Genomic DNA, 26,359 nt, shown 5'->3' with positions numbered 1-26,359 from the left:
AATTTTCAAGGTCCATCCACCGGACTTTTTGGCCACTTTGCTGACCCGCCGTTCGGTGCTTGACTATAATATCAAATCCAGGTTTCTTTGTCAATGGTTTTTTCAAAAAAATTTTGAAAAAATCGAGAAAATCGCGCCTTTTTTAAATTGGAAAGGATTTCACATGACTGTTGCACGCTTTACCCGCCTTGGGTTGCGGGAATTTTGTGCGAAATCACAAATAGGCAAAAGTACAGGCTTTTTGAAAGGGGACCGGCTCAGATTTTCCCGTCGTTTTCGAAGAAAAAGAATCCTTCGTATTTGCAGTCCAAAGCCTCTGCGATTTCAATGAGCTCTTTTTCTGAGAAATTGTCCCGGGCAAGCTTCTTATAGATATTGGAAGGGACGGTATCCAAACGATGAGCTAATTCCGCTTGCGTAAGCCCTCTCACTTTTAACAGAGCTTTAATCTTATTTGACATTCCCATTTTGGGGCTCCTTCCGAACTTACAATAATATTGTATATTTTATACTTCATTTTAAATATAACCCCAATAAAAGCAAACAATTATCGATTTACTATTGACATAATGACTATAAGAGGATATTATTATGACTGTAGAGTCATGTTCCTGTTTTGGGAGGTATCATCATGGTTGACGACTTTAAGCATTACTTCGGCACCCAAATCTACCTGCCGCTGCTCAAGCAAGCCAACGAACGTCTTCAGCGCTCAGACGCCCCGGAGGCGGAGGCCTTCCGTCTATCCAATCAGCTGCAGGAGACCCTGCCCCGCGCCCAGGCTGACCAGATCATGACCATCGTGGACGGCTTCGGCCTAGTTACGGAGGACGTAGCCTACCATTCCTTCCTGACCGGCGTGCGCTGGGCCGCCCTTCTCCTGCTGGAGGATTTGTAGGCAGTCGGGACGGGCCGCCCCTTCCCTCCAAAAACGCGAAAGGAATCGCGCCGGCTGCTTGTCTTCGGCCGGTGCCGGTTTTCTAAGCCGGGCGCAGGCAGACCCGCGCCCAACGCGCGCCCTTGCCAGCCGGAGGACGAAACAGGCGCAAAGCCGCCTTCCGGGCGCGGGCAGACCCTCCTTACCTCGGACAGGCCTGCCCGGCGCTTATGGGTACCTGCGCCTATTTGCTTTCCGCGGCGGCGGCCCGCTTGCAGGCTTCCCCGATGGTTTTCCGGGCCACCTTAAGCTCCTCGGGGATGTCAATCTTCTGGGGACATTGGGAGACGCACGCTCCGCACTCGATGCAGTTTTCCGCCCGCTCCTGGGGTTTCATTTCATTGAGATACCGCCAATGGGTCGTGCCGTCGCAGTCGAACTTGCCCTGCTCATTATATATGTAAAACACCTGGGGAATGTTGATTCCCTGGGGGCAGGCGCTGACACAGTACCGGCAGCCGGTGCAGGGGACGCTGGGCTTGGCGGCGATGGCGGCGAGCACCTCGTCGATCACGTCGTACTCCTTCTGGGTCAGGGGGGAGAAGTCCTCAAACACGGCGGTGTTCTCCTTCGCCTGGGCGATGGTGGAGGCGCCGGTTAAAATCACGTCCACATAGGGGAGGGACCCCACCCAGCGGTACGCGAGGCTGGCGGGGGTTACGCCAGGGAGGCGTGTTGCAATAATGTCCTGCGCGTAAGGGGGAAGGGAGGCGAGCATTCCGCCCCGCAGGGGTTCCATGACGATGATGGGGATGCCCCGGTCGGCCAGCATGTTGTAAAGCTCGCCGGAACGCAGGGAAGAGGCCCAGTCAAAGTAATTGAGCTGGATCTGGACAAAGTCCCAGTCCGGCTGGTCGTTGAGAATCTGTTCCAGGGCCTCGGGGGAGTCGTGAAAGGAAAAGCCCGCAAACCGGATGCGGCCCTGGCGCTTGAGCTCCTGCTGGTACTGGGGGACGCCGATTTCTTTGAAAAATTTCCAGCGCTTGGCGTTCATGGCGTGGAGCAGGTGAAAGTCGATATAATCCATCCCCAGGCGGGAGAACTGCTCTTCGGTGACGGCCTTATAGTCCGCTTCGGACTTGTATTCCAGAAAGGGCAGCTTGTCCGCCAAAAAGAAGCGCTCCCGCGGGAACCTGCGCAGCGCCCCGGCCAGCATTTCCTCCGACTCGCCGTTGTGATAGGGGTAGGCGGTGTCGAAATAGGTCACGCCCGCCTCGAACATGTGCGCAATCATGCGGGTGGCCTCCACCCGTTCAATCTTCCCGTCCCGTTCCGGCATGCGCATAGCGCCGAAGCCTAAGCGGCTCACCGTCACGCCCAGCGACGGGATTTCCCGTTTTAACATGGTCGTTTCCTCCTTCCAAGATGGAAAGGGGCGGGGTTTTGCCCCGCCCCTTTGATTTGTGGCCCCGTCAGTCTTTGGTGGTCAGCTCGCCGGCGGTATAGCTTCCGCTTTCGCGGTAGAGGACAAAGTCGTCAAAGCCCGCGGCGGACAGGGCGGAAATCTGGCCGGAAAGGTTCGTGCTGTCCGCGTCGAGAATGCAGACGGGCTGCACGCCGGCGGATTTCATCCCAGCGGCAACCGTCTCGACGGTAGTCACCGGATCGGCGGCCGGGTCGGCGATGGTATCCTCCCCAATCGCCAGATTTTTACCCAGAGCGCTCACGCGCAGGTCCACCACCAGGCCCTCGCCGCCCAAGGCGACGGGGTTGACTCCGCCGTAGATGGTGTTCGTCCCGCCGGCGGCGGCCAGGGCCCCGCTTTGCAGGCGGACCTCCACATCCTTCGCCCGCATGGCGTCACTCATCTGGGTGACGAACTCGGTCAGCGCCTGGGACTGGCTGACGCTCGAAGCCGCAGCCCCATAATAGCTGGCGGAGCTGTTGTTGTCGGGGAACTGAACGTTTGCCAGCAGGATTTGGGCAAAGCCCATGTCCGCCGCTTCGGCGGCGATGTCAATCAGATAGGTCTTGGCGGCGTCGGCGTAGGGGTTGAGCCAGGCCTTGCCGTTTTTCGTGGAGTCAAGCCAGATGAGGGACGGGTTGGGGCGGTACATCACCGCCGCGCCCGAAAGCTTCATGGCGGCTTTGGGGTCCTTAAAGCAGGACATGCGGGCAATGGTCTTGACCCCGCCATCCTTGAGCTGCTTTAAGGCGGTGGAAAGGTCGGGGGCGTCGGCCTTTGCCGCGCCGGCGCGGGTGGCTGCTTCCAGGTTGGTGGCGTATTGCAGGGTGCCGTCCTCGGTCTTGATGTCCACCACCACGGCGTTGATCTTCCCGTCCTTCGCCAGGGCCAGCAGCTCGGTCACGCGGCTGCTTAAGGATTGGGCAGACACCGTTACCGCCCGGGTCCCCTTGAGGGTGGTGTGGCCGGGGTTGGAGGCCTGGGAGGACACGTCGCCGCCCGGCTGGGACGCCGGGTCGGAAGAGGGTTGGGACGAGGGAGAGGACGAGGACGCGTCGGAGGGCTGGCTGTTTTTATAATTGATGTAATTGTCGATCATGCTCGCGGCGAAAAAGCCGCCCACTACCAGCACCGCGCATCCTAAAATCAACAGGATGATCTTCCAGGGACTGCGCTTGCGCCGAAAGGACTTTCTTCGTTTGATTTTTTCCATCTGCATACCTCCGTCGATTCCTCCGATCGTAAAAACCGGATGGCGTTTGTCCCATTACTGTGCCGGGACGCCGAATGCAAACCCGGCCAGAGCCAGGCAAATCATCGAGATATAGAGAAACTGGGCGGGCAGGCCTCGAAAGGCCTTGGGAACCCGCGGGGAATTAGACAGACGCTCCACCGGTATGAGCAGGCAGGAGGCCGCCAGAAAGGCCAGGCAACCGAAAATCACCGTCAGCACCGCGCCGCCAAGGTCCGTAGTATAAGACGCCTCGCCTCCCATAAATATGCCCAGTACCAAAGCGTTCCATGCGGCGGCGCACAGCTCCGGGCACAGGTTTTCCAAAAGGGCCGGGCGTTTTTTGCTTAAAAGGAGCATCCCCACGGCAAAGAGCACCCCGTTGACGGCCACAAACAAAGCCGCCTCCAGCATGGGCAAGTAATTGCCAAGGCCAGTAAGATAAGGTCGGATAAGGCCCGCTTCCAGGAGGGTGGCCGGAAGGGTGAAGAGAAGAAGAAGGCCAGCCAGCAGCGGGATGCGGCGGGGGGTACGCGCCCCGATGAGGGCGGTATCCAGCCCAGCTCCCGCGAAAAGCAGGCTGCGAAGGAGGCCGGCAAACAAGGCAACCGGCAAAAAGGCGGTTGGAAAGGTCATTTGTCTTGCCCTCCTTCCGCTTTTTTATGACGCAGATGCTGCAAAACTCCCTGCACCACGGCCGCTTCGATCCCTAAAAGCGCAAACCCGCCAAAGGGACCAGCGAAGGCAGGGAACAGGGAGGCGCCTTCCCCGAAAAGGGGCGCGCCGAACAAAGTGCCGGCCGCCAAAAACTCCCGCAAAAGCCCGCACACCAGCGTGACGGCGGCAAAAGCGGCGCTGCGCACCAGCGCGTCGCACACCGCCGTTTTGGGCGGCAGGGAAAAGGCCTTCGGGTCAGACATAGGCAGCACCATGGGCTGTAAGGCCAGCATGGGGAGCACAAAGAGGCTGCGCTCAAAGAAATCGGTCGCCCAGATGCTTGCCAGGAAGAACAGGCCGGTCATCACCGCGGTGGACACCAGGGCTGCCACAAGAATCCGCGCCCACTGGGCCAAACGTCCGCCCGCCAGGGACAAGAGCGTCTGGGTGGTCACCGTGAGAAGCAGGGTGATGACCGAAAGAAGAAAGGCGTCGTAAAAGCTGGTCGCCGCCAGGACCGCCGGGAAGGCGGCCAGCAGGAAAAGCAGCATGGGCCTTCTAAGCCAGTGCTCCGCCCGTTCCAGCAAAGGGCCGGGCACGGAAACCGGGGTCATCCTATTCTTCGGCATGCAAAGCCCCTCCTTTTTCGAACAGATGGGTCAGGCGCCGGTCAAAAAGCGGAACCACGGCGTTGACAAGCAGCACTGCAAAGAAGGCGCCCTGCTCATACACGCCGTAATACCGCATGGCCATACAGACCGCAGCGGTCAGCAGACCCAAGACGATGCGCACCCAGAAATGCTTGGAGGCGTACCGCCGGTCCCCCACCAAAAACACCGCCGCAAAAACCACGCTGCCGCTCAGAAGCTCCCACAGTCCCGAGGTGATCGGGCCGGTGGAGAGCCGGGGCCACAGGTAGCCGATGAGGTAGATTCCCGCCAGGAAGGACAGGATGGAAGAAAGGTACACCGCCCGGCGGGCAATTAGGTACACCGCACAAGCGGCGATAATCAGGATAAAGACCGCGCCGATGGCTCCAGCCGCCTGGCCGGTGACCGCTTCGGTCAGGGTGGTCAGAGGAGAAACCCCGTTTTTCATCACCGAGGCAGGGGAGGTCCCCGCAATCACCGAAGCCGTGTCTCCCAGCGGCAAAAAATTTGTCATAGGCGCCCGCGGGGCCGGATAAGCAAACATTTGCTCTGCGAAGCATATGGTTAAGAAGGAAGCGCCCGCCGCAGCAGGATGAAAGGGAGAATGCCCCTCTCCGCCCAAGGGCACGCATGCCACCGCCGTGGCAAACACGCCGCCCGCCACCGGCATCCAGTAGGGAGCCGAGGGAGGGAGCAGTAACGCCACCGTCAAGCCGTAGGCCGCGGCGGAAACCGGTCTTGCCGGCAGGTGGTGGGAAAGAAGAAGACTCACAAGAATCTGGGCGCCAAGGGAGGAAACCCCTCCAATCAGGCCCAGCAAAACCGGGCGCCAGCCGTAATAGAGGTAAGACATGGCCAAAAGCACCAGCCCGGCTAAAAGCACGTCCATGGAAATGGCCATGGAGGAAACGCCCTGCCGGACAAAGGGCGCGGTTTTCGTTCGCGTCATTTCTTCGCCCCCTTCGTGGTCTTTTTGCCGCCGGACTTTCCCTTGGAATCCGGTTTCCCGGATGCGGACGGATTTTTTCCATTGGTTTTCTTAGAAGAAGGATTTTTCTGCGTCTTCTTGTTCTTCGGAACCGGCTGCTTCTTGGAAGGCGTAAGGGACTTCGTGAAAAAAGAAAGCGTCTCCTTCTCCGGCTCATAGAAAACGGGATCGAACAAATCGTCCCGGCCAAAGCCGCTCAAAACCGTCTCCTGCTCTTCCTCCGGCACGGCGTTTGGAAGCATCCGCTGGGCTTTTGCCAGCTCTTCCTCCTCCAGCAGCCGTCTCACCTGCCTGACGGCTCGCTTGGTTTTCATCGTCAGGTCGATTCCCACCGGGCAAACATACGAGCAGACGCCGCAGCCGGTGCAGGCGGCGGCATTCTGCCGCAAAAGCTGTTCGTATTCCTTCGCGTCTAAAGCGCGGGCGATTTCCGTGGGGTAGAGCATCCTCGGACAGCGCTCGATGCAGCGCCCGCAGTTGATACAGGCACGCTTGCGGATTTTATCGGTGACAAAGGCCAGGGCCGTATCCGTCCCCAGCGCCACCGGGTCCTTCCGGTCGGCCAGGCGGCCGGTCATGGCGTCCCCCAGCAGAAAGCAGGTAGGCTCCTCGGTCAGGCCGCACACGTCGAACAGGTAGGAAACCGGCGTACCGCAGGCCACCCACAGGTTTTTCGGAGTGGCCACGCAGTTGCCGTTGACGGTGACAAGGGTTTGGACGCAGCCCTTTCCCAGAGTCACCGCTTCGTAAAGGGCAAGCAGGGCTCCCGCGTCCAACAGCGCCCCCTGGGTCATGGCCAGCTTTTCCCTGACTCTGTCGCGCAGCGGATATTTCCCCAGCGCCTTTTCCACCGGCAGGCCGTCCACCCCTTCGGGTAACCCACGGGAAGAAAAGGCGGAAACCAAAATCCCCGCCGCCTGGGCCCCGATGGCTCTGGCCGCCAACTGCAGGCCGGCAACAAGGTCTTCCCCGCGGGTGCGCAGCAGCTCGATGCGGGCGGTGGAATACGTTTCGTCACAAATGGCGTCCGCCCACAGCTGCACGACGCCCTTCTTTTTATAGGTATCGAGCACCTCGCTGAGAGGTCGGCCCCCAGCCGTTACCGCTGCGCGGTTGGCCCGCTCGAAAATTTCATCCTCCAAAACCGTTTTGGGGTCCAAGGCGGGCAGCGGCGAGGGTTCCTGCTGCTCCTCGTCGGGCTCCAAAATCAGATAGGGAAGCCCGCCGATCTCCCGAATTTCCCGCACCGTCGCGTCGGCAGGGGAGAGGACGTGAAACCCAGAAGCGAACACCCCTACCGTTTCATATTTTCGTACCCGGCTGTCCTCCGACACGCTGGGCACGCAGGGGTTATCCGCCTCGCCATAGAAAAAAAGCGGAATCGCCAGCCGGTCGGGCAGACCTGCCAATTCCACCGGTTTACGAAGAGTTTCCTTTTTATGGCTGGGCAGATAGATGCCGCGCCTAGAAATTATTGTCATCCTGTTTTTCACCTCTTGCATCCGTGTTGGTACCTGCATATGATGGGAGGAGAGGGTCCGGTGCCCTCCGATTCTGAACCGAATGGGGCTGAAGCTGATGAAAATAGAACTCTGCTCGGAGGACCGTCTGAAAATCACATTAAAATATGAAGATTTACGCGCATTGTCCCTTTCCTTCGACGACCTCGACTATGCCGAGATGGAGACCCGCAGAGTCATTTGGGAGCTGCTCGACGAGGCCAGCCGCCAGACCGGCTTCGACAGCTCCGGCGGCCGGTTGCTGATCGAGGCGCTGCCCCTGCTCGACGGCGGCTGTATCCTGTATTTCACGGTGCTGCCGCGGGACCTTACAGCCCTGCAGGGGGTGGGGAAATTGCAGTGTAAGCGGCTGTGCGGGCCTTATGTATACGAGTTTCCAAGCGCAGAGGAACTTTTGTGCGTATGCACGCGCCTGTGGCACGAGCAGCGCGAAAGCATCCCCAAAAGCACGGCCTACCGCTTTGGCCGGGGATACCGGCTGGTGGTCTATACAAAGGAAGGGAAAGTCTCCATACTGGAACCGCTTTTAAAGGAATACGGCGAATTTGCCGGCGAAGGCGCGCCCGCGGCGGCCTATGCCGCCGAGCACGGCCAGCTTTTGGCCGAAGAGGACGCTATTATGAAAATCGGCCGGTACGGCACGTAGCGTTTGTTTGCGCCTACCCGGAACGATAAAAGCCAGGACGTGAATCTTACATAACCGGCTTGTTTACCGATCCCGGCCATAGGCGGCCCTTGCCGCTTCGCGCAGCTTCTCCACCATAGCGGCGGGATCCCCGCTGCCGAAAACCGAACTGCCCGCCACCAGCACGTTGGCGCCCGCCTGCGCCACCAGAGGCGCCGTGTTCAGATCAATCCCCCCGTCCACCTGAATATCCAGATCGAGGGAAAGCTCTTCGGCCTTCTGCCGGAGGGCTTTTATTTTCGGGAGCATGTCGGCCATGAAGCTCTGCCCGCCGAAGCCGGGCTCCACCGTCATGACCAGCACCATCCCCACTTTGTCAAGATACGGGTACACTGCCTGGGCCGGAGTTTTCGGCTTGACCGAGATGGCGGGGATTTTTCCCTTTTCCCGGATGGCGGCGATCACCGCGTCCGGATCCGAGCCGCTCTCCACGTGGAAGGTAATCAGGTCCGCCCCGCAGTCCGCAAAGGGGCCTACATATTTCAGCGGATCGGAAATCATCAAATGCACGTCGAAAAACATGCGGCTCGCCTTTCGCAGGGACTTGACCACCGGCGTGCCGATGGAGATGTTGGGGACAAAATGGCCGTCCATCACGTCGATGTGGAGCATCTCGGCGCCGGAGACTTTGTCCACGTCGGCCGAGAGACGGGCAAAATCCGCCGAAAGGATGGAAGGGGAAATCTTTATATCCATAAGAAACGTACCTCCAGATAAGATGCTGCACTTTGGCCCTCTCTTCGGAAAAGCAGGCCTCAGCCGCGGACAATCTACTATTACTTCACCCTAAATGATAACCGATATCCCGCCTGCCGTCAACGAAATTGGGCCAATTCCCGGGTAGAATTCGTGAAAGTTCCTATTGAATTCGGTGGGAAAACTTGCGATAATAGAATCGTAATGGGAAATTCACGTTTTATCCATTTTCCCTTCCTGCTTGCTTTGTATAATGAATTGTTATTTCTTCATATAGTGTAGCAGGGAACCGGAGGACCAATGAAACAGCGAGGGAGCGATCGAGGTTTATGAACAATTGTGCGGTGATTCTGGCTGCCGGAGAAGGCAAGCGGATGAAATCCAAGCATTCGAAGGTTTTGTGTGAAGTGCTGTTTAAGCCCATGCTGGGCTGGGTGCTGGACGCGGCGGCCGCTGCCGGCGCCGCCGACCGGTGCGTCGTTACCGGCCATGGCTGCAGCGAGGTGGAAGGCTATCTGCAAAGCCGGGGAGACGGCTGCGAAACCGTGCGCCAGGGCGAGCGTCTGGGAACTGGCCACGCCGTTTTGCAGGCAGCGGACTTTCTTTCCCGCCACGCGGGCGGGAGCGTGCTGGTCCTTTGCGGCGACGCGCCGCTGATGGACGGAGAGAGCATCCGCGGGGCCTATGAGGAACATAGAAAAAAAGGGAACGCGGTGACGGTGATCTCCGCGGTCGTAAAGGAACCCACCGGATACGGCCGGATTTTGCGCACGCCCCAGGGCGGGATCTCGGGCATTGTGGAGGAGAAAAACGCAGACGAAGGCCAAAAGGCCATCCGGGAAATCAATTCCGGAGGCTACTGGTTCGCGGTGGACGATCTTCTTTCGGTGCTGCCCAAGCTCCCGAAAAACCCGGTTACCGGGGAATATTACCTGACCGATACCATCGAACTCCTTCTGGAACAGGGCAAAAAGGCCGGCGCCTTTGCGGCCGCGTCGGAGGACGTGGTGCTGGGTGCCAACGACCGGGTCCAGCTGGCCGCCCTCAACGACCGGGCACGGGCTGCTGTTTTAAAAGAGCAGATGCTGAAAGGAGTCTCCATCCCCTGCACCGATGGGGTGCTCATCGGCCCGGACGTGACCATCGGGCAGGATACGGTGATTTTACCGGGCACCATCCTGCGGGGCAGGGTGACCGTCGGGGAAGACTGCGTCATCGGTCCCAATACCCTTTTGGAAGACAGCACGGTGGGCAGCCACGCAAAGCTCAACGCCGTTCAGTGTTACCAGTCTGCGGTTCACGACGGGGTTACCGCCGGGCCTTTTGTACACATCCGGCCAAACAGCGAGCTGAAGGCCGGCGTGAAGGTGGGCGACTTTGTGGAAATCAAGAATTCCGTCGTTGGCTGCGGCACGAAGGTGCCTCATCTGACCTATGTGGGAGATTCGGACGTGGGCGAACACGTGAACTTCGGCTGCGGCTGCGTCACGGTCAACTACGACGGCAAGTCGAAAAACCGTTGTGTGGTGGGGGACCATGCCTTCATCGGCTGCAACACCAACCTGATTGCCCCGGTGCGCATTGGGGAATACGGGTATACGGCGGCCGGGTCCACCATTACCGACGACGTGCCGGAAAACGCCCTGGCCATCGCCCGGGCACGGCAGGTGGTCAAGCCCATGTGGGTGACCAGCAAGCGGGAAAAAGACGAAGGATAGACGCAAGGTTGGGCAGGCGGTTTGTCTGCCCTTTTCCTGCGTTTGACGAGAGCCGCCCACGCGGCGGGAATACAGCAAGGGGGACGCTTCATGAGCATACACGGCAAGGACGTTAAAATCTTCGCGGGCAATTCCTGCCCGGACATGGCCAAACAGATCGCCAGGCACTTAGGGGTGCCGCTGGGCAAATGCGTGGTATCCACCTTCAGCGACGGGGAAATCTCAGTTTCGTTCCAGGAATCGGTACGCGGCTCGGAGGTCTTTTTGGTCCAGTCCACCTGCGCCCCGGTCAACGAGCACTTAATGGAGCTGCTCATTATGATCGACGCGGTCAAGCGCGCCTCCGCCGCACGGATTACGGCGGTCATCCCCTATTTCGGCTACGCAAGGCAGGACCGCAAGGCCAAGGCCCACGATCCCATTTCCGCAAAGCTGGTGGCCGACCTGATTACCGCCGCGGGCGCCAACCGGGTCCTGACCATGGACCTGCACGCCCCCCAGATCCAGGGCTTTTTCAACATCCCCGTGGACCATCTGCTGGGGGTCCCGATTTTAGCGCCTCACTTTACCGGGGACTTTATTGCCGACGGCTCGGATGTGGTGGCCGTGTCTCCCGACTTCGGCTCGGTCACCCGGGCGCGCAATTTCGCCGAGCGCTGCGGCATCCCCATCGCCATCATCGACAAGCGCCGCCAGCAGGCAAACGTCAGTGAAGTGATGAACATCATCGGCGACGTCAAAGGGAAACGGGTGATTTTGGTGGACGACATGATCGACACCGCCGGCACCCTGTGCAACGGGGCCAAGGCGGTCATCGAGCGGGGCGGAGCTAAGGAAGTCTACGCCTGCGCCACCCACGGGGTGCTCTCCGGCAAGGCGATGGAGCGCATCGAGGCCTCCCCGATCAAGGAAATCATTTTGCTCGACACCATCCCCCTGCCTCCCGAGCACCAAAGCGAGAAAATCAAGGTGCTGTCGGTGGCGGACGTGTTTGCGGAAGCCATCTGGCGCATTTATACGGATACGCCGGTTTCCCCCATGTTCCTGTAACCGGCGGCGGCTATCCACATACATCAAGCAAAGGAGCGTTTGTATGCGCATCGGAACGAACGAAAAGATCGTCTTCATTGGGGACTCGGTGACCGACTGCGGCCGGGTGCGCCCGGTGGGGGAGGGGCTGGACCATCCCTATGGCCAAGGCTACGTGCGAGACGTGGCGGGCCTTATGCAGAGCGTGTACCCGGAGCGTAACATTCGGGTGGTGAACATGGGGATCAACGGCAATACTTCCCTGGACCTGAAGGCCCGCTTTGAATCGGACGCTCTAGCCCTTAAGCCGGACTGGCTTTCCATCATGGTGGGGGTCAACGACGTGTGGCGGCAGTTCGACTCTCCCGCTTCTCCCGAGCTTTGGGTGCTGCCCGACGTGTACGAGGCCACCCTACACGAGCTGGCGGCCAAGGCAAAGCCCCAGGTCAAGGGTCTGGTACTTATGACGCCCCATTATATGGAACCCAACAAAAAGGAACCCATGCGTGCAAGGATGGACGAATACGGGGCGATTGTAAAGCAGGTGGCCGAGCAAACCGGCGCGGTGTTTGTAGACACCCAGGCCGCACTCGACCGGCTTCTTTGCCACATGCATTCCTCCAACATTGCCTGGGACCGGGTTCATCCCAACCACATCGGCCACATGGCCATCGCCCGGGCTTTCCTAAACGCGATGGAATTTTCCTTTGACCACCAGCCGCTTGCATAGAGTGTCTCTCGAAATCCAACCCTAATGGTATCCGCCAAGGGCAGCAAAGGAGTTATGGACAGGATGTTTCACCCCTTTTGCCGGCCGGCGCAGCCCGCCGGACCCATTGAATATCTGATTGTCGGGCTGGGAAACCCCGGCCGCAAATATGAGACCACCCGCCACAACGCGGGTTTTCTGGCTGTGGACCGGCTTGCCGAGCGCCATCACGCCAAAATCGACCGGATCAAGTTCAAAGCGGTGTGCGCCGACGCGCAGATTGCCGGCGTGCGCTGCCTGCTGATGAAGCCACAGACCTTTATGAACCTTTCCGGCGAGGCGGTGCGGGACGCGGCGGCCTTTTATAAGATTCCGCCTCAGCGGGTGGTGGTGCTGTTTGACGACATCTCCCTTCCTCCCGGGCGGCTGCGGGTGCGGCGTAAAGGGTCGGACGGGGGGCACAACGGCATCAAAAGCATCCTCTACCTGTTGGGCTCGGACCAGTTTCCCAGGGTGAAGATCGGCGTAGGGGCAAAGCCCCGGCCCGAGTACGACCTGGCTGACTGGGTGCTCTCCAGTTTCACGAAGGAGGAGGGGGAGGCCCTGTCCAAAGCGCTTGACGCCGCCTGTGACGCGGCTGAGCTCTTAGTGCAGGGCAAGACCGACGAAGCCATGAACCGCTGCAACGGCTTTGTAGCCGGCGTCGGCGGGGAGGACGCGAAATGACGGGGGGCAAAACCCGCGGCGTGCGTCTGTTCTTTCAGAAATACCGGGTGCTGCTGGGCCTCGGTCTCCCTCTTACTGTGTTCGCCGTGCTGGCGGTCCTCATCGTTAACGACCGGACCGCCGGGTTTGACAGCGCAATCTATCATTTCCTCTCTTCCATGATTACGCCGCAGACCACCCGATCCTTTATTTTCCTGACAAATCTTTGCTCTCCCGCATTTCTCATCGGTATTTCTATTCTGCTGCTTGCCTTTTTCCTCTTTCGCCATAAACTTTACCCGGCGCTGGCCATTCCTGTGAACCTGTTGCTTTCCAGCGTCATCAACACCTTTGCCAAAAGCGTGTTCGACCGGCCCCGCCCCGACATCAATCAACTGGTGGACGTGGGCGGCTTCAGCTTCCCAAGCGGCCATTCCTTTGTGGCCATCAGTTTCTACGGCTTTTTGATCTATCTGGTGGCCCGGTACTGCCGGGGCCGGTACAAATATCCGCTGATGCTTTTGCTTTTCCTGGTCATTCCCTGTGTGGGAATCAGCCGGGTGTACCTGGGCGTCCACTATTCCAGCGACGTGCTCGCGGGCTTTTCCCTGGGTGGGGCGTGGCTCGCGTTCTACATTTTTCTTGCCGAGCGGGTCCGGCACACCTTGGAAGAGAAAAAAGGAGGGTCCCGATGAAATTCAATTTCAAAGGCCGCTATTTCATCATCAGCCTGTATGCCCTGGGCGTGCTGGTGGCCTATACGCTGTTCTCCTCATTGCTGGACAACATGCCGGTCTTTCTGGGATACCTGGGGAATTTCATGGGGATCCTGACGCCGGTGATCTACGGCTTTGTGCTGGCGTTTATCTTAAACCCGATGGTCAAATTTTTCGAACGGGTCAGCGCCAAGGCGCTGGACAAGAAAAAGCCCCATCCCCGCATCAACCGGGGCCTTGCCATTGCGGTTGCTTTTCTGGTTTTGCTGATCGTGGTGGTGGGTGTAGTGGCGCTGCTGGTGCCGCAGTTGGTCACCAGTCTTTCCGACCTGGCCGCCAACATTCCCGGCTACTATGATACAGCTGAGAAATGGGTGCTCAAGCTCCTGGACGATTTCCACATTTCCGAGGATCAAATGCATATGGTCCAGGAATACTGGGACCAGATTATCAACGACCTGGTCAACTGGCTCAAGGGCTTCATCCCTGTTCTGGGCAACGCGGCCTTCGGCGTGGCCATGGGAATCAAGGACCTCTTTTTCGGCATCTTTATCTCTATTTATATGCTATTATCGAAGGACCTTTTTGCCCGGCAGACCAAGAAGATTCTGTACGCCGTCTCCAAGAAAACCATTGCCGACCGGATTATTGAGCTGACCCGGCAGACCAACAAGGTGTTTACCGGCTTTTTGTCGGGCAAAATTCTCGATTCGATGATCATCGGCGCCATCTGTTTTCTCTTTATGGCCCTGTTCGGCCTGCCTTACGCGCCGCTCATCAGCGTGATCATCACGGTGTTTAACATGATTCCCATGTTCGGCCCCTTCATCGGCGCCATCCCCAGCATCCTGCTGATTTTGCTGGTGGACCCCTGGCAGGCGCTGATCTTCACCGTGTTTATTATCCTTTTGCAGCAGGCGGACGGCAACTTCATCGGGCCGAAGATTCTGGGCGAGTCCACGGGTCTGTCCGGCTTCTGGGTCATCGTGGCCATTTTGGTCGGCGGCGGCCTGTGGGGCGTGGTGGGCATGATCATCGGCGTGCCGGCCCTGGCGGTGATCTACGCGCTGGTGCGCACCGGTGTGGAGCGCCTTCTTAAGAAAAAGGGAATGCCTACCGATACCAACGATTATTAATCTATCTCAATCATATACGTTGCAAAAAGCCCGGCGACCATCCGTCGCCGGGCGCTTTTTCCTGACCGTTTGTGTTTGACTGACTGGGAGGTTTCCATGAATTTTCTCGTAGACGTGTTCGAATCCCTGCCGGAATTCGGCGTGGTTGCCCGGTGTGCCGCCGCCCGCACCCCTATGGCGGTAACGGGACTATCCCACATTCATAAAGCGGCCCTTCTCTTCGCTTTGTGCCGCAGGGCAAAGCGTCCGGCCCTCCTTCTCTGCGGGGACGAGGGGGAATGCAGCCGCTTTTTGGAGGACCTGACGGCCATGGGCCTGAAGGCCGCTGTCTTCCCAGCCAGAGACCTGGCTTTTCGCCCGGTGGAAGGGGTGTCCCGGGAGTTCGAGCACCAGAGGCTGTCGGTGCTGTGCGGAATGATGAAAGGGCGGTACGACGTGGTTTTGACCACGCCGGACGCGGCCATGCTCTTTACCATGCCTCCCGAAGAGCTTGTACGCCGTACCAGGGAACTCACGCCCGGCATGGCCTTTCCCGTCAAGGAGGCGGCCCAGGCGCTGCTGGCGGCGGGATACCGCCGGTATGAACAGATTGACGGCATGGGCCAGTTCTCCATCCGGGGCGGGATCATCGACTTTTTCCCGTCCGGCGCGGCCTTGCCGGTGCGCCTGGAGCTGTGGGGGGACGAGATCGACACCATCACTTCCTTCTCCATCGAGTCCCAGCGGCGGGTAGACATTCTCTCCTGTGCCTTCATCACCCCGGCCACCGAGACGCCGGTGGAGAACCCCAAGGCGCTGGCGCTAAAGCTGGAAAAGCTGGCCGGCTCCCTGCGCGGCAAGATGGCGGCCGCCGCTCGTGGGCGGCTTGACTCGGACGCCCAGAAGCTCAAAGACGGGGTGGAGCTCTCCGCCATGGACGCCTACCTGCCCCTTTTATGGGAGACGCCCGCCACCCTGTTCGACTATGCGGACGGGATGCTTTTTTGCCTCTCCGACCCGGCCAAGGTCAAAGAGCGGGTGCGCACCTCCCAATGGCAGCTGCAGGAGGACGTAAAGGGCCTCTTGGAAGAAGGGGTTTTGTGCCGCGGGCTCACGGAATTCACCATGGACCCCGGGCAGCTTTCCACCGAATACCGGGACCGGGGCGTTCTGTTCCTAGACGCCTTCGCCCGCACAGCCTACGACATGCCCTTGGGCGAGCTGGTCACCATCCAGGCAAGGCAGCTTTCCCTGTGGGGCGGCAGCCTGGACATTTTGCTGGAAGACCTGGACCCCCTGCTGCATCAGAAAAAAGCGGTGGCGGTGCTGGCGGGGACCGAGCGTGCCGCCAAAACCCTGGCGGACGACCTTGTTTCCCGGGGGCTTGCCGCCCGCTTTGTACCCGACTGCGACGAGCTGCAGCCGGGGGTGGTCACCGTCCTGCCCGGCGGGCTGTCGGCAGGCATGGAGGTTTCCAGCGCCGCGATCATTACCCACGGCCGGGTGGGCGCTGCCGCAAAGCCGCGCAAACGCCGCCATAAGGGCGGCGAATCCATCCAGAGCGTGGCGGAGCTGACCCCTGGGGACTATGTGGTACATATCACCCACGGCATCGGCATCTACGAAGGCATTCACAAGCTGGAAATCCAGGGCCTTGTGAAGGACTATATCAAAATCCGGTACGACAAGGGGGACACCCTCTATGTCCCGGTGACCCAATTGGACCTGGTCTCCAAGTACATCGGGCCAAAAGAGGATTCTCTCATCAAGCTCAACCGCTTAGGGGGCGCGGAGTGGCAGAAAACCCGGTCGCGGGTGCGCAAGGCGGTCAAGGACATGGCCAAGGAGCTCATCAAGCTCTATTCCGAGCGGATGCAGGTGAAGGGCCACGCTTTCGACCCGGACACCGACCTGCAAAACGACTTCGAGCGCCGGTTTGCCTACGAGGAAACGGAGGACCAGCTGCGCTGCATCGAGGAAATAAAGGGAGATATGGAACGGGAAGTCCCCATGGACCGGCTTTTGTGCGGGGACGTGGGCTTCGGCAAGACGGAAGTGGCCCTGCGCGCCGCCTTTAAGTGCGTGGACGGGGGGATGCAGTGCGCCATCCTGGTGCCCACCACCATCCTGGCCTGGCAGCACTACCAGACCATCCTCTCCCGCTTTGAAGGGTTCCCGGTGAAGGCGGAGGTCCTCTCCCGGTACCGCACCCCCAAGCAGCAGGAGAAAATCATCGCCCAGCTGCGCCGGGGGGAAATCGACATCATTGTGGGCACCCACCGGCTCATTTCCAAGGACGTGCAGTTTAAACGCCTGGGGCTGGTAATCGTGGACGAAGAGCAGCGCTTCGGCGTGGCCCAGAAAGAGCGGCTCAAGGAGGCCCTCTCCGGGGTGGACTGCCTGACGTTGTCCGCCACCCCTATCCCCAGGACGCTGAACATGGCTATGTCCGGCATCCGGGACATGTCGGTCATCGAGGAAGCACCCCAGGACCGCCGCCCGGTGCAGACCTATGTGCTCGAGCACGACACCGGGGTTCTCGACGACGCCATCCGCCGGGAGCTGCGCCGGGGCGGGCAGGTGTATTATCTGCACAACCACGTGGAGTCCATCGAAGGGGTGGCGGCACGCCTCTCCCAGCGGATTCCGGAGGCACGGGTGGGCGTCGCCCACGGGAAAATGACCGAGGAGCAATTAAGCGAGGTGTGGAGCCAGCTTCTGGAGAACGAAATCGACGTGCTGGTGTGCACCACCATCATCGAGACCGGCGTGGACGTGCCCAACGCCAACACCCTGATCATCGAAAACGCCGACCGGATGGGCCTGTCCCAGCTGCACCAGCTGCGCGGCCGGGTGGGCCGCTCCTCTCGCCGGGCCTTCGCGTACCTGACCTTTGTGCGCGGCAAGGTGCTCACCGACATCGCCACCAAGCGCTTAAACGCCATAAGGGAATTCACCGAGTTCGGCGCCGGGTTTAAGATCGCCATGCGGGACCTGGAAATCCGGGGCGCGGGCAACATCCTAGGCGCCGAGCAGCACGGGCACATGGAAGCGGTGGGGTACGACATGTATCTGAAGCTTTTAAACGAAGCGGTCCGGGAAGAGAAGGGCGAAGCCCCCGAGAAGCGGGAGGACGAGTGTTTGGTGGACCTGCAGGTGGAGGCCCACATCCCCGAGCGGTACATCCAAAGCTCCCAGCAGCGGCTGTACGTCTACCGCCGGATTGCGGACATCCGCTCCCAGGAGGACGCGTCCGACGTGTTCGACGAGCTCATCGACCGATTCGGGGAAATCCCCCCGGCGGTGGAAGGGCTTGTGTCGGTGGCGCTAGCCCGCAGCCTGGCCGCCGCCCAGGGCATCTACGAGATTTCCCAGAAGGGGGACAGCCTTCTTTTATACATGCGAAAGCTGGATTTGCAGGCCGGCTCCGCCGTCGCCGCCCGGCTCAAGGGCCGGGTGATGCTCAACGCCGGGCAGAAGCCCTATTTGCAGGTGAAGATGGCAAAGGGCCAGTCGCCTCTGGACTGTTTGGGGGACGTGTTCGGCCAGAAGCTGACGTGACCAGCCGGGCGGCACGGAAGTATGTGAATCATATTCACATGACAAGCGAACCGCCACGGCAAAAGGAAGAGTGTGAATGTATTTCACACTCTTCCTTTGTTTTTCCCCAATACGCAGAAAGAGCCCTTGTGTGAACAATATTCACACAAGGGCTCTTTCCATACGCGACTACAGCTATTGTGCACATACAAAACCAACTATAGTTCATGGACGCCCGCTATTTTCCCCTGTACAATAAAGAAAAGGGGGATTTGACATGGTAACCGTGCGCATCCATACGCTTTTGAAACAAAAAGGGAAGTCCGCTTACTGGCTGCATAAGCAGCTGGGCATGAGCTATCAGAGCTTCCAGCGGCTGCTCAACAACGAAACCCGATCCATCAGCCGGGAGAACATCGAAGCGCTTTGCCAGATTTTTGACTGCACGCCCAACGACTTATTTGAATTCGCACAGGAAAAGGCCCCGACCGGTTCCAATTGAGAACCCGGCCGGGGCCTTTCTTTTACCGCTCGTTCTTGCTCTTGAGCCGCACCCGGAAGAACTTTCGCATCAGATCCCGAGGATTCAGGGGGATCAGGGGATAGAGGTAGCAGCCGCCCGACACCGTGCGGTTGCTGACCATGACCAGGAAGATGAGGGCAAGGCCGATGAAGAACCCCCATGCCCCGAAAAACCAGGTCACCAGCAGCAAAAACATCCGCATAAACTTGATGGCGTATCCCAGCTCGAAGTTGGGCTGGGTGTAGGTGGCGATGGCCACCAGCGCCATATAGAGCATGGTCTCCGCCGAGAACCAGCCCGACTGGACTGCAAAATCCCCCACCACGATGGCGCTGATGACGCTCAGGGAGGTGGTGAGCATGTTCGGCGTGTTCAGGGAGGCGAGCTTGAGCCCGTCGATGGCGATTTCCAGGATCAGAAGCTGGGCGATGATGGGGACGTGGGGTTCCTCCTTGGGGACGATGAAGGAAAGCCAGTCGGGGATCCACTGGGGCGTCATCAAAAACATCAGCCACAGCGGAGTGACCAGCAGGGTGGCGATGGTCACCAGAAACCGGGTCAGGCGCAGGTAGGTGCCGGTGATGGGCGGGAAGAAGTAGTCGTTGACTTCGTCGGTAATGTCAAACAGGGCGGAGGGGAGGATCATGGCGTAGGGGGCGTTGTCCACCAGGATGACAATGTCCCCCTCCAGGATTTGGGCGGCGCACACGTCCGGCCGCTCGGTGTACTTAAACTTCGGAAACGGGTTGTACCACTTCTTTTTCACCAACAGGTCCGCCAAGCTCTGCTGGTTCATGGTCAGCGCCTCCACCTGGGCGGCGGAAATGCGGTTTTTGATGTTCGTCAGGAGCTTTTTGTCCACCTTGTCGTCCAGGTAGCACAACGACAGGTCGGTTTTCGACTTGGTGCCCACCGTCATGTTCTCCATGCAAAGCTGGGGGTCCCGGATGCGGCGGCGGATGAGGGCGGTATTTAAGATGAGGGTTTCCACGAAGGCGTCCTTGGAGCCCCGGAAGGCCCGGTCCTTCTCCGGTTCGGCGTTCCCCCGCTGGGGATAGGTGCGCGTGTCGATGGCCACGCACCGGTCGAACCCGTCCACAAACAGCGCCAGCTCTCCCGAAAGGATGCCGGTGGCGATTTCCTCCTCCTCCTCGCGCAGCGTCACCTCGCAGTAGGGCACGCAGGCCTTGGAAAAGGTATGGGCGTCGGCGAGCTGGTCGGGCTCTACGTTGGAATAGAAAAACTCCATCAGCTTTTCGATGATCTCGTCCTTGGCAAAGCCGTCCACAAAGAACATGGCGGCGGTTCTTCCGCAGATGGTGATGGCGCGGAATACAATATCGAAATTCAGGTCGCAGTGGAGCCGCTTTTGAAAGACGTCGATGTTTTGGTTTACGTCCGGGCTGATACGCATACAATCCCTCCCACGGTACATACTTATGGAAAGTATTCGCACCGCAAGGGCCAAACATACCGAAAAAACGCCCGGCAAAAAGAAAAGTTATTTTGAAAGACAATGGATAAAACCGGGATAGCGGAAAATAATAGGGTTGTAAATTCAATACGTTTTGGAGGAGTTCATATATGAAGGCAACCGGAATTGTCCGCCGGATCGACGACCTGGGACGGGTCGTCATCCCCAAGGAAATCAGAAGAACCATGCGCATCCGCGAAGGCGACCCGCTTGAAATATACACGGAAAACGACGGCGAGGTCATTTTCAAGAAGTATTCCCCCATCGGGGAGCTTTCCCCCTTCGCCGCCCAGTATGCCGAGGTGCTCTACCACGCGGCCGGGGTACCGGTGCTCATCTGCGACCGGGACCATTGCGTGGCCAGCGCCGGCATCCCTAAGAAGGAAGCGCTGGACCGCCGGGTCAGCACCCAGCTCGAGGAGATCATGGAGTCCCGCCGCACCCACGTGACCAAGGCCGGCGACCAGCGCCGGTTTCTGGCAGTGGAAGGAGTGGACCGGGCGGCGGCCGTCGCCATCCCGATCATCGCCGCCGGCGACGTGACCGGAGCGGTTATCCTGATGATGCCGGAAAACGGCGCCATCCCCGGAGACACCGAGCTCAAGCTCATCCAAGTCGCAGCCAGCTTCCTTGGAAAGCAAATGGAGGAATAACTCAAAAACCAACCGCCCGCATGTGTGTATTTGTCACATGGCGGGCGGTTTTTCTATTGACAAACAATACAGCGCATCTCTTCCGCTTTCGCATAGAAATCCGCGCCGTTTCGATAAATTGTCATTTTCCTTTCCAGTGATAAATCCCAAAAATTAGTACAACTTATCTATCATTTCAACTTAATTTTTGGCGACTAAAAATACAATTTCATATAAATCGCTTATTTTTACCGAAACTTTCGCAAAAAGTAGCAAAAATGTGCGAATCTTCTGCATATATTTGATTGCGAAAATATAGGAAATACTATATAATAAATTGCATAAAGAAACCAGTGAGTGAAATCTTTTCAACAGGCTTTCCACTTTTGTGGATTGCTCTCAAAAAACAAACGAGGCGGTGCAGGCCCATGGACTACAAAACCGATATTGAGATTGCGCAGGAGAATCAAATGCTGCCCATATTCCAGGTTGCCGAGGCAGCCGGCATCCCTGAGCATTATCTGGAGCCCTATGGCCGCTACAAAGCTAAAGTGGATTTGAGCCTGCTCGATTCCCTGGCCGATAAACCAGATGGCAAGCTGATTCTGGTGACCGCCATCTCCCCGACGCCCGCCGGGGAAGGAAAGACCACCACCAGCGTGGGGCTGGCCGATGCCATGCACCGCATTGGGAAAAAAGTCCTGCTGTGCCTGCGGGAGCCTTCCTTAGGCCCGGTTTTCGGCATCAAAGGGGGCGCCGCCGGCGGCGGTTACGCCCAGGTGGTGCCCATGGAGGACATTAACCTCCATTTTACCGGAGACATGCACGCCATCGGCGCGGCCAACAACCTGCTGGCCGCCATGCTTGACAACCATATTTTTCAGGGCAACGAGCTTCAGATCGACGTGCGCCGCATCACTTGGAAGCGGTGTGTGGATATGAACGACCGGCAGCTGCGCGTTATTACCGACGGCTTAGGCGGCCGGGTCAACGGTGTGCCCAGGGAAGACGGGTTCGACATCACGGTGGCTTCGGAGATCATGGCGATTTTGTGCCTGTCGAGCAGCCTTGCGGACCTGAAGGCCCGTCTTGGCCGCATCGTGGTGGGCTATACCCGGGAGGACCGCCCGGTCACCGCGGGAGACTTGAAGGCCCAGGGCGCCATGGCCGCGCTGTTAAAGGACGCGCTCAAGCCCAACCTGGTCCAGACGCTGGAACATACGCCTTCCTTTGTCCACGGCGGCCCCTTTGCCAACATCGCCCACGGCTGCAATTCCATCACCGCCACAAAAACCGCCTTGAAGCTGGCGGACTATGTGGTGACGGAGGCCGGCTTCGGCGCGGACTTGGGGGCGGAAAAGTTTCTTGACATCAAGTGCCGCTTCGGCGGCTTGACGCCCGCCGCCGCCGTGCTGGTGGCAACGGTGCGGGCTTTGAAGCATCATGGCGGCGTCTCGAAGGAGCACCTGGGCGAGGAAAACCTCCCGGCGCTGAAAAAGGGCCTGCCGAACCTGCTGCACCATCTGGAGAACCTGACTAATCGGTACAGGCTTCCGGTGGTGGTGGCTATCAACCGCTTCCCCCAGGACACCGAGGCGGAACTTGCGCTCATTCGGGAAGAATGCGCGAAACTTGGCGCGTCGGTGGCGCTGTCGGAGGTATGGGCCAAGGGCTCCGAGGGCGGCGTGGAACTGGCAGAAGCCGTTCTTGACGCCATCGACGAAAAAGAAAACCGGTTCTCGCCCTTGTATGGAGACGATTTGTCTCTGAAAGAAAAGGTGGAGACGGTGGCCTGCCAGGTATATGGGGCGGACGGGGTGGATTTCACCCCCGCTGCGGCTAAGGAGTTAAGCCGCCTGGAAACCTTAGGCTTCGGCCGCTTCCCGGTGTGTATGGCCAAAACCCAGTATTCCTTCTCCGACGATCCGGCCAAATTGGGCTGGCCCAAGGGGTTTCGCATCACCGTGCGCGGGGCAAAGGTGTCCGCGGGCGCGGGCTTCGTCGTGGTACTCACCGGGGACATTATGACCATGCCGGGTCTGCCGAAAGTTCCGGCAGCCCAGTCCATCGATGTGGACGACACTGGAAAAATTATTGGACTTTTTTGAGTGGGTGGATTGCCGCCCGGTCTGTTAAACAGAACGGCCGGACACGCGGCCTTCCGGAAGACCCGCTTTTCACCGGATGCGAGCGGAATCGGCATCCGGCCTATAGGCGCTTCATTGGAATGAGGCGTCACAAAAATGAAAGCCTTCTTACGAAAGGGGTGCTGACTTCGTTTTCTTTTAACAGGTATAATCTTGAAATTCAATGAATTACTGTTTATATTATAGAATATTTTACAATTCTGGTTTCAAGCTTCCTGCTGTTTTTTTGCGAACCGGCGGGCTTTGAGCCAACGAATCGAAGGGGGTGATGATGTGAACGCCATGCACGAACTTCTGAGCTTTTCTTCTCGTCTGCCTTTTCGCATCTATTGTGTCACAAGCTTCAACGGAACATGGCATTGCCATCACGAATTGAATATTCTCCTGCCCTTAGCCGGTGAAACAACCCTTACTACCAGTGAAAATTCCATCGACATGAAGGTGGGCCAGCTGCAAATTGTCAATCCCATGCAAATGCATCACGTCACTGTCCGGCAAGGGGATGCGCTCATTCTCTTGCTGCGCATCGACATGAAAAACTACTACGACGTTTGGCCGGAACTGAAAACGATGACCTTTTCCCTGCAGGCGCCCACCGCCACCGACGAGGACCTGGACAACGTTTATCAGCTTTACGCCGAAATGCTGATGGAGGCCTCCACCCAAAAGGACGGCTACGCGCTGACGCTGCTGAATTTATGCAATCTTCTCATCCAGCAGCTGGCAAAATCCTTTCAGGAAACCGAAAGGCGTTCGGCGGCCCTGTCTCTAAAACCGGATGACCCGCTGAGCGTAGTGCTCGATTACATCGATAAAAACTACCTGTCCGAATGGTCGCTGGACACGCTGGCTTCAGTAGCCTGTCTCAATCCCCAGTACCTGTCCCGGCTGTTTCACAAACGAGTCGGCATGCCCATCTCCCAGTATATCAACAGCGTCCGGGTACGCATGAGCCTGCACGACCTGCTGGACACCAAGGCCACCATTCTGGCGATTTCCCAAAAGCATGGGTTCACCACGGTGGCCGCCTATTACAAAGCCTTCCGTGATATTTACGGCGAAACGCCTACCCATTATCGGAAAAATTCCGTCAACATGCTGGCCCGGCACAAGCTGCGCGAGGAGCACTATTTCGACGCGGATATGCTCGACGATATTCTGCGCAAGCTTCATTATCATCCCAAACCGTCCACCCCGCTGGTGGAAACACCTCATAAAATTATACTCAACGTATACGACCGCGGCAAGCCTTTACATAAGGTCTGGAACAAGATATGCATCTTCGAGCACGCCAGCGACGGGCTGGGTCACGCCTGGAAAGAGCAGTTTGCCTCTCTTTTGCAGGAAATCCAATATGACTACATCTACTGCGGCAATATGCTCAATTACTACATGCGGGTATACAACGAGTCGCCAGGCAGCTCGCCTATGTTCGATTATACCCTGGTGGACAAGCTGCTTGACACGGTGGTTCCCATGGGCGTAAAGCCCGTGATTGAGCTGGGACAGACCTCCATTCGTTTGGCGGCGGATACGTCGCTGGGCGGAGCCAGCCCTCCGAAAAACCTAAATTACTGGATTGATATGATCCGTGGCCTGATGCACCATCTCATCGACCGGTATGGTAAACGCCGGGTAACCGAATGGCAGTTCGCCATTTGGAACTCGCCCGATTCCAAACGGTACTGGGCCGGAACAAAGGAAAGCTTCTACGAATTGTTTTGCCGCACCTTTTACACAGTCAAATCCTTCGACCGCAACATACAAGTGGGATGCAGCGGCATCAGCCTGGCGAGCTGTTATAACGGCTGGCTGGAAGGATTCGCCGCCTACATGCGCCGGGAGGATGTGACGCTGGATTTCCTGGGATGGAACGTCACTCAGGTGGTGCTGGCAGACGGCGTACGCATGGAAGAGGCCATAAATCTGTGGCCTACCACCATGAAAGAGCTTTGCAAGTGCAACAAGTTTGCCTTGGGTGACGAAAACGCGCCGGTTCGGCACGTTGCCGCCATCCGACAGGAAATGGACCGGCTGGGCCTGAACACCCTTCCCGTACAAATCAGCCGTTTCAACACCACACTGTTCCCGGACGATCTGCTTCATGATATCAGCTATATGGGGCCCTTTATTGTCAAAAATATGATTGCGTTCAGCGAGCTTGCCTCCTCGGTCAGCTTTTCCAACTTCACCGACATCCGCATTCTGGGAACCAGCATCATGCCCGACGGATTTTACGGCGGCAGCGGTATGCTCTCGGAAAGCGGCATCAAAAAAAGCTCCTATAACGCCATCTGGCTGCTCACGCGTCTGGGCGATACCGTTCTTTCCGTGAGCGATAACCATATTATCACCACCAGCGACGACGGCTGTTACCAAATTCTCTGCTGGAACTACTGCCATTACGACGCGGCGTTTGCCTCCCTGAAGCTGGACGGCTTTACCAAAACCGAGCGCTACGGTATCTTTCCGACGGAGATGTCCAAAACCTTTACGTTCCTCCTCAACGGGGTTAACGGCACCTATCGGATGAAACGGTACCGGGTCAACCGGGAATACGGGTCCGGCTACGACGCATGGCTGAAGATGGGCGCGCCCACCTATTGCCATCCCTGTGATATCCAGATCCTTCGCGCCAAAGCCGCTCCGGATGTCAAGATTAAAACCGTCAGTTTTGATGGACAGGCAAAAATCATACTAACTTTAGACCCGCACGAAGTAACTTTGGTGGAAGTTTTCAACACTTGACGTAGAAAATATTGGATTTTGACTCACGAAAATGACCTGCTGTTGATTTGGCCCGTCCGTACAACAAATTCTTCCGTATCCACAGAAAAGAAGTCAAGCGTAATAGTTTCAAATTCACAAAATTATAGTATAATAGATATCGAAATGTGACATATTTTCACATTATCAAATGGAGGAGGAGCGTGATGAAAATGCATCACAAGTTAAAGCAGTGCATCATTTCCGAGAAAAGGTGTATCCGGGTGGACTACCTGGTCACCGAAGAACGTCCCAGCGAATTCTGTTTTGAGGTGATCTTGTATCATCCCGACGGAAGTGAGGAACGGGAGGAAATCCATAACATGGTAATGTCTTCCGACGATGCGCTGGAATTCTTGCACTTGTTGGCGCGCAGTCAGGTAACGCCAACCACTTTCTGGGACATTCTGCACGACATGCAGTTGGTCCGCTCGCTGGGATAGAGCGGCAGAAGGTTCCTGAATGGGCACGGTGCCACCGGAACGATGGGGATCCTTCCGAGCGGCGACGATAAGA

At 58.1% G+C, this 26,359-nt stretch carries 24 protein-coding genes; 15 read left to right on the top strand and 9 right to left on the bottom strand.

What is annotated here, in order from left to right; translation table 11 throughout:
- A partial coding sequence (locus WMO26_RS03665; RefSeq protein WP_349218208.1) for a hypothetical protein occupies positions 1-331 on the top strand: 331 nt, incomplete at its 5' end.
- On the opposite strand, the gene WMO26_RS03660 is transcribed toward WMO26_RS03665, so the two are convergent.
- Entirely contained in the window at positions 258-461 is a 204-nt protein-coding gene (locus WMO26_RS03660) for a helix-turn-helix transcriptional regulator (protein ID WP_349218206.1), read from the bottom strand. The genes WMO26_RS03665 and WMO26_RS03660 overlap by 74 nt on opposite strands.
- Before the next feature lie 170 nt (positions 462-631).
- Here WMO26_RS03660 and WMO26_RS03655 point away from each other — a divergent pair, with 170 nt between their 5' ends.
- Positions 632-898 carry a hypothetical protein gene (locus tag WMO26_RS03655; RefSeq protein ID WP_349218204.1) on the top strand — a complete coding sequence of 89 codons (267 nt, stop codon included), beginning with the start codon at positions 632-634 and terminating at the stop codon, positions 896-898.
- Between the two features lie 223 nt (positions 899-1,121).
- On the opposite strand, the gene WMO26_RS03650 is transcribed toward WMO26_RS03655, so the two are convergent.
- The 6 genes from WMO26_RS03650 to WMO26_RS03625 form a co-directional block, all read right to left on the bottom strand.
- Complete coding sequence (locus tag WMO26_RS03650; protein ID WP_349218202.1) at positions 1,122-2,282, bottom strand: aldo/keto reductase; 1,161 nt, start codon at positions 2,280-2,282, stop codon at positions 1,122-1,124.
- Between the two features lie 67 nt (positions 2,283-2,349).
- Positions 2,350-3,555: a putative glycoside hydrolase gene (locus WMO26_RS03645; RefSeq protein ID WP_349218201.1), complete on the bottom strand. Its 1,206-nt coding sequence runs from the start codon at positions 3,553-3,555 to the stop codon at positions 2,350-2,352.
- A gap of 54 nt (positions 3,556-3,609) precedes the next feature.
- The gene (locus tag WMO26_RS03640) at positions 3,610-4,209 is read right to left on the bottom strand and encodes a hypothetical protein (protein WP_349218200.1); all 600 of its coding nucleotides are present in this window, start codon (positions 4,207-4,209) and stop codon (positions 3,610-3,612) included.
- A complete protein-coding gene (locus WMO26_RS03635) occupies positions 4,206-4,859 on the bottom strand; it encodes an Rnf-Nqr domain containing protein (protein ID WP_349218198.1) in 654 nt (217 codons plus the stop codon). The genes WMO26_RS03640 and WMO26_RS03635 overlap by 4 nt, the downstream gene beginning before the upstream one ends.
- A complete protein-coding gene (locus WMO26_RS03630) occupies positions 4,846-5,829 on the bottom strand; it encodes an RnfABCDGE type electron transport complex subunit D (RefSeq protein WP_349218196.1) in 984 nt (327 codons plus the stop codon). Before WMO26_RS03630 ends, WMO26_RS03635 begins: the two co-directional genes overlap by 14 nt.
- Positions 5,826-7,349: a 4Fe-4S dicluster-binding protein gene (locus WMO26_RS03625; RefSeq protein ID WP_349218194.1), complete on the bottom strand. Its 1,524-nt coding sequence runs from the start codon at positions 7,347-7,349 to the stop codon at positions 5,826-5,828. The genes WMO26_RS03630 and WMO26_RS03625 overlap by 4 nt, the downstream gene beginning before the upstream one ends.
- Positions 7,350-7,446: 97 nt before the next feature.
- Between WMO26_RS03625 and WMO26_RS03620 the strand changes: the two genes are divergently transcribed.
- On the top strand, positions 7,447-8,034 hold the full coding sequence (locus tag WMO26_RS03620; protein ID WP_349218193.1) for an adaptor protein MecA: 588 nt from the start codon (positions 7,447-7,449) through the stop codon (positions 8,032-8,034).
- 63 nt (positions 8,035-8,097) lie between these two features.
- Here WMO26_RS03620 and rpe read toward each other — a convergent pair whose 3' ends face one another.
- Positions 8,098-8,769, bottom strand: a complete 672-nt coding sequence (gene rpe / locus WMO26_RS03615) for a ribulose-phosphate 3-epimerase (protein ID WP_349218191.1) — start codon at positions 8,767-8,769, stop codon at positions 8,098-8,100.
- Between the two features lie 329 nt (positions 8,770-9,098).
- Between rpe and glmU the strand changes: the two genes are divergently transcribed.
- From glmU to WMO26_RS03575, 8 genes are all read left to right on the top strand, one after another.
- Complete coding sequence (gene glmU, locus WMO26_RS03610) at positions 9,099-10,487, top strand: bifunctional UDP-N-acetylglucosamine diphosphorylase/glucosamine-1-phosphate N-acetyltransferase GlmU (RefSeq protein ID WP_349218190.1); 1,389 nt, start codon at positions 9,099-9,101, stop codon at positions 10,485-10,487.
- 90 nt (positions 10,488-10,577) lie between these two features.
- Positions 10,578-11,537, top strand: coding sequence for a ribose-phosphate diphosphokinase (locus tag WMO26_RS03605; RefSeq protein ID WP_349218188.1), 960 nt, complete (start codon positions 10,578-10,580; stop codon positions 11,535-11,537).
- A gap of 43 nt (positions 11,538-11,580) precedes the next feature.
- Positions 11,581-12,246: an SGNH/GDSL hydrolase family protein gene (locus tag WMO26_RS03600; protein WP_349218186.1), complete on the top strand. Its 666-nt coding sequence runs from the start codon at positions 11,581-11,583 to the stop codon at positions 12,244-12,246.
- Positions 12,247-12,309: 63 nt separating this feature from the next.
- Positions 12,310-12,951: an aminoacyl-tRNA hydrolase gene (gene pth, locus WMO26_RS03595; protein ID WP_349218184.1), complete on the top strand. Its 642-nt coding sequence runs from the start codon at positions 12,310-12,312 to the stop codon at positions 12,949-12,951.
- Positions 12,948-13,625 (top strand): phosphatase PAP2 family protein, encoded by a 678-nt coding sequence (locus WMO26_RS03590; protein ID WP_349218182.1) that lies wholly within the window; start codon positions 12,948-12,950, stop codon positions 13,623-13,625. The genes pth and WMO26_RS03590 overlap by 4 nt, the downstream gene beginning before the upstream one ends.
- Positions 13,622-14,782: an AI-2E family transporter gene (locus tag WMO26_RS03585; protein WP_349218181.1), complete on the top strand. Its 1,161-nt coding sequence runs from the start codon at positions 13,622-13,624 to the stop codon at positions 14,780-14,782. The genes WMO26_RS03590 and WMO26_RS03585 overlap by 4 nt, the downstream gene beginning before the upstream one ends.
- A gap of 96 nt (positions 14,783-14,878) precedes the next feature.
- On the top strand, positions 14,879-18,322 hold the full coding sequence (mfd, locus tag WMO26_RS03580; protein WP_349218179.1) for a transcription-repair coupling factor: 3,444 nt from the start codon (positions 14,879-14,881) through the stop codon (positions 18,320-18,322).
- Positions 18,323-18,578: 256 nt separating this feature from the next.
- Positions 18,579-18,803 carry a helix-turn-helix domain-containing protein gene (locus WMO26_RS03575; protein WP_349218177.1) on the top strand — a complete coding sequence of 75 codons (225 nt, stop codon included), beginning with the start codon at positions 18,579-18,581 and terminating at the stop codon, positions 18,801-18,803.
- A 22-nt stretch (positions 18,804-18,825) separates the two neighbouring features.
- Here the strand turns inward: WMO26_RS03575 and WMO26_RS03570 are convergent, their stop codons facing one another.
- On the bottom strand, positions 18,826-20,238 hold the full coding sequence (locus tag WMO26_RS03570) for a spore germination protein (protein WP_349218175.1): 1,413 nt from the start codon (positions 20,236-20,238) through the stop codon (positions 18,826-18,828).
- Positions 20,239-20,408: 170 nt separating this feature from the next.
- Here WMO26_RS03570 and WMO26_RS03565 point away from each other — a divergent pair, with 170 nt between their 5' ends.
- The 4 genes from WMO26_RS03565 to WMO26_RS03550 all read left to right on the top strand — a co-directional run bounded on the left by WMO26_RS03565 (position 20,409) and on the right by WMO26_RS03550 (position 26,286).
- A complete protein-coding gene (locus tag WMO26_RS03565) occupies positions 20,409-20,951 on the top strand; it encodes a stage V sporulation T C-terminal domain-containing protein (RefSeq protein ID WP_349218173.1) in 543 nt (180 codons plus the stop codon).
- Between the two features lie 407 nt (positions 20,952-21,358).
- Positions 21,359-23,038, top strand: coding sequence for a formate--tetrahydrofolate ligase (locus WMO26_RS03560; RefSeq protein ID WP_349218172.1), 1,680 nt, complete (start codon positions 21,359-21,361; stop codon positions 23,036-23,038).
- A gap of 321 nt (positions 23,039-23,359) precedes the next feature.
- The gene (locus WMO26_RS03555; RefSeq protein ID WP_349218207.1) at positions 23,360-25,825 is read left to right on the top strand and encodes a GH39 family glycosyl hydrolase; all 2,466 of its coding nucleotides are present in this window, start codon (positions 23,360-23,362) and stop codon (positions 25,823-25,825) included.
- 185 nt (positions 25,826-26,010) lie between these two features.
- Entirely contained in the window at positions 26,011-26,286 is a 276-nt protein-coding gene (locus WMO26_RS03550) for a DUF6514 family protein (RefSeq protein WP_349218170.1), read from the top strand.
- The last annotated feature ends 73 nt before the right edge of the window (positions 26,287-26,359 follow it).

The organism is Solibaculum intestinale (genome assembly GCF_040096205.1).
GTDB lineage: Bacteria > Bacillota > Clostridia > Oscillospirales > Acutalibacteraceae > Solibaculum_A > Solibaculum_A intestinale.
This window is presented reverse-complemented; position numbering and strand designations above follow the sequence as displayed.

Excerpts from the sequence above, each read along its gene's own strand:
- WMO26_RS03660 (WP_349218206.1), bottom strand. The coding sequence starts at position 461 with ATGTCAAATAAGATTAAAGCTCTGTTAAAAGTGAGAGGGCTTACGCAA.
- WMO26_RS03655 (WP_349218204.1), top strand. The coding sequence starts at position 632 with ATGGTTGACGACTTTAAGCATTACTTCGGCACCCAAATCTACCTGCCG.
- WMO26_RS03650 (WP_349218202.1), bottom strand. The coding sequence starts at position 2,282 with ATGTTAAAACGGGAAATCCCGTCGCTGGGCGTGACGGTGAGCCGCTTA.
- WMO26_RS03645 (WP_349218201.1), bottom strand. The coding sequence starts at position 3,555 with ATGGAAAAAATCAAACGAAGAAAGTCCTTTCGGCGCAAGCGCAGTCCC.
- WMO26_RS03640 (WP_349218200.1), bottom strand. The coding sequence starts at position 4,209 with ATGACCTTTCCAACCGCCTTTTTGCCGGTTGCCTTGTTTGCCGGCCTC.
- WMO26_RS03635 (WP_349218198.1), bottom strand. The coding sequence starts at position 4,859 with ATGCCGAAGAATAGGATGACCCCGGTTTCCGTGCCCGGCCCTTTGCTG.
- WMO26_RS03630 (WP_349218196.1), bottom strand. The coding sequence starts at position 5,829 with ATGACGCGAACGAAAACCGCGCCCTTTGTCCGGCAGGGCGTTTCCTCC.
- WMO26_RS03625 (WP_349218194.1), bottom strand. The coding sequence starts at position 7,349 with ATGACAATAATTTCTAGGCGCGGCATCTATCTGCCCAGCCATAAAAAG.
- WMO26_RS03620 (WP_349218193.1), top strand. The coding sequence starts at position 7,447 with ATGAAAATAGAACTCTGCTCGGAGGACCGTCTGAAAATCACATTAAAA.
- rpe (WP_349218191.1), bottom strand. The coding sequence starts at position 8,769 with ATGGATATAAAGATTTCCCCTTCCATCCTTTCGGCGGATTTTGCCCGT.
- glmU (WP_349218190.1), top strand. The coding sequence starts at position 9,099 with ATGAACAATTGTGCGGTGATTCTGGCTGCCGGAGAAGGCAAGCGGATG.
- WMO26_RS03605 (WP_349218188.1), top strand. The coding sequence starts at position 10,578 with ATGAGCATACACGGCAAGGACGTTAAAATCTTCGCGGGCAATTCCTGC.
- WMO26_RS03600 (WP_349218186.1), top strand. The coding sequence starts at position 11,581 with ATGCGCATCGGAACGAACGAAAAGATCGTCTTCATTGGGGACTCGGTG.
- pth (WP_349218184.1), top strand. The coding sequence starts at position 12,310 with ATGTTTCACCCCTTTTGCCGGCCGGCGCAGCCCGCCGGACCCATTGAA.
- WMO26_RS03590 (WP_349218182.1), top strand. The coding sequence starts at position 12,948 with ATGACGGGGGGCAAAACCCGCGGCGTGCGTCTGTTCTTTCAGAAATAC.
- WMO26_RS03585 (WP_349218181.1), top strand. The coding sequence starts at position 13,622 with ATGAAATTCAATTTCAAAGGCCGCTATTTCATCATCAGCCTGTATGCC.
- mfd (WP_349218179.1), top strand. The coding sequence starts at position 14,879 with ATGAATTTTCTCGTAGACGTGTTCGAATCCCTGCCGGAATTCGGCGTG.
- WMO26_RS03575 (WP_349218177.1), top strand. The coding sequence starts at position 18,579 with ATGGTAACCGTGCGCATCCATACGCTTTTGAAACAAAAAGGGAAGTCC.
- WMO26_RS03570 (WP_349218175.1), bottom strand. The coding sequence starts at position 20,238 with ATGCGTATCAGCCCGGACGTAAACCAAAACATCGACGTCTTTCAAAAG.
- WMO26_RS03565 (WP_349218173.1), top strand. The coding sequence starts at position 20,409 with ATGAAGGCAACCGGAATTGTCCGCCGGATCGACGACCTGGGACGGGTC.
- WMO26_RS03560 (WP_349218172.1), top strand. The coding sequence starts at position 21,359 with ATGGACTACAAAACCGATATTGAGATTGCGCAGGAGAATCAAATGCTG.
- WMO26_RS03555 (WP_349218207.1), top strand. The coding sequence starts at position 23,360 with ATGCACGAACTTCTGAGCTTTTCTTCTCGTCTGCCTTTTCGCATCTAT.
- WMO26_RS03550 (WP_349218170.1), top strand. The coding sequence starts at position 26,011 with ATGAAAATGCATCACAAGTTAAAGCAGTGCATCATTTCCGAGAAAAGG.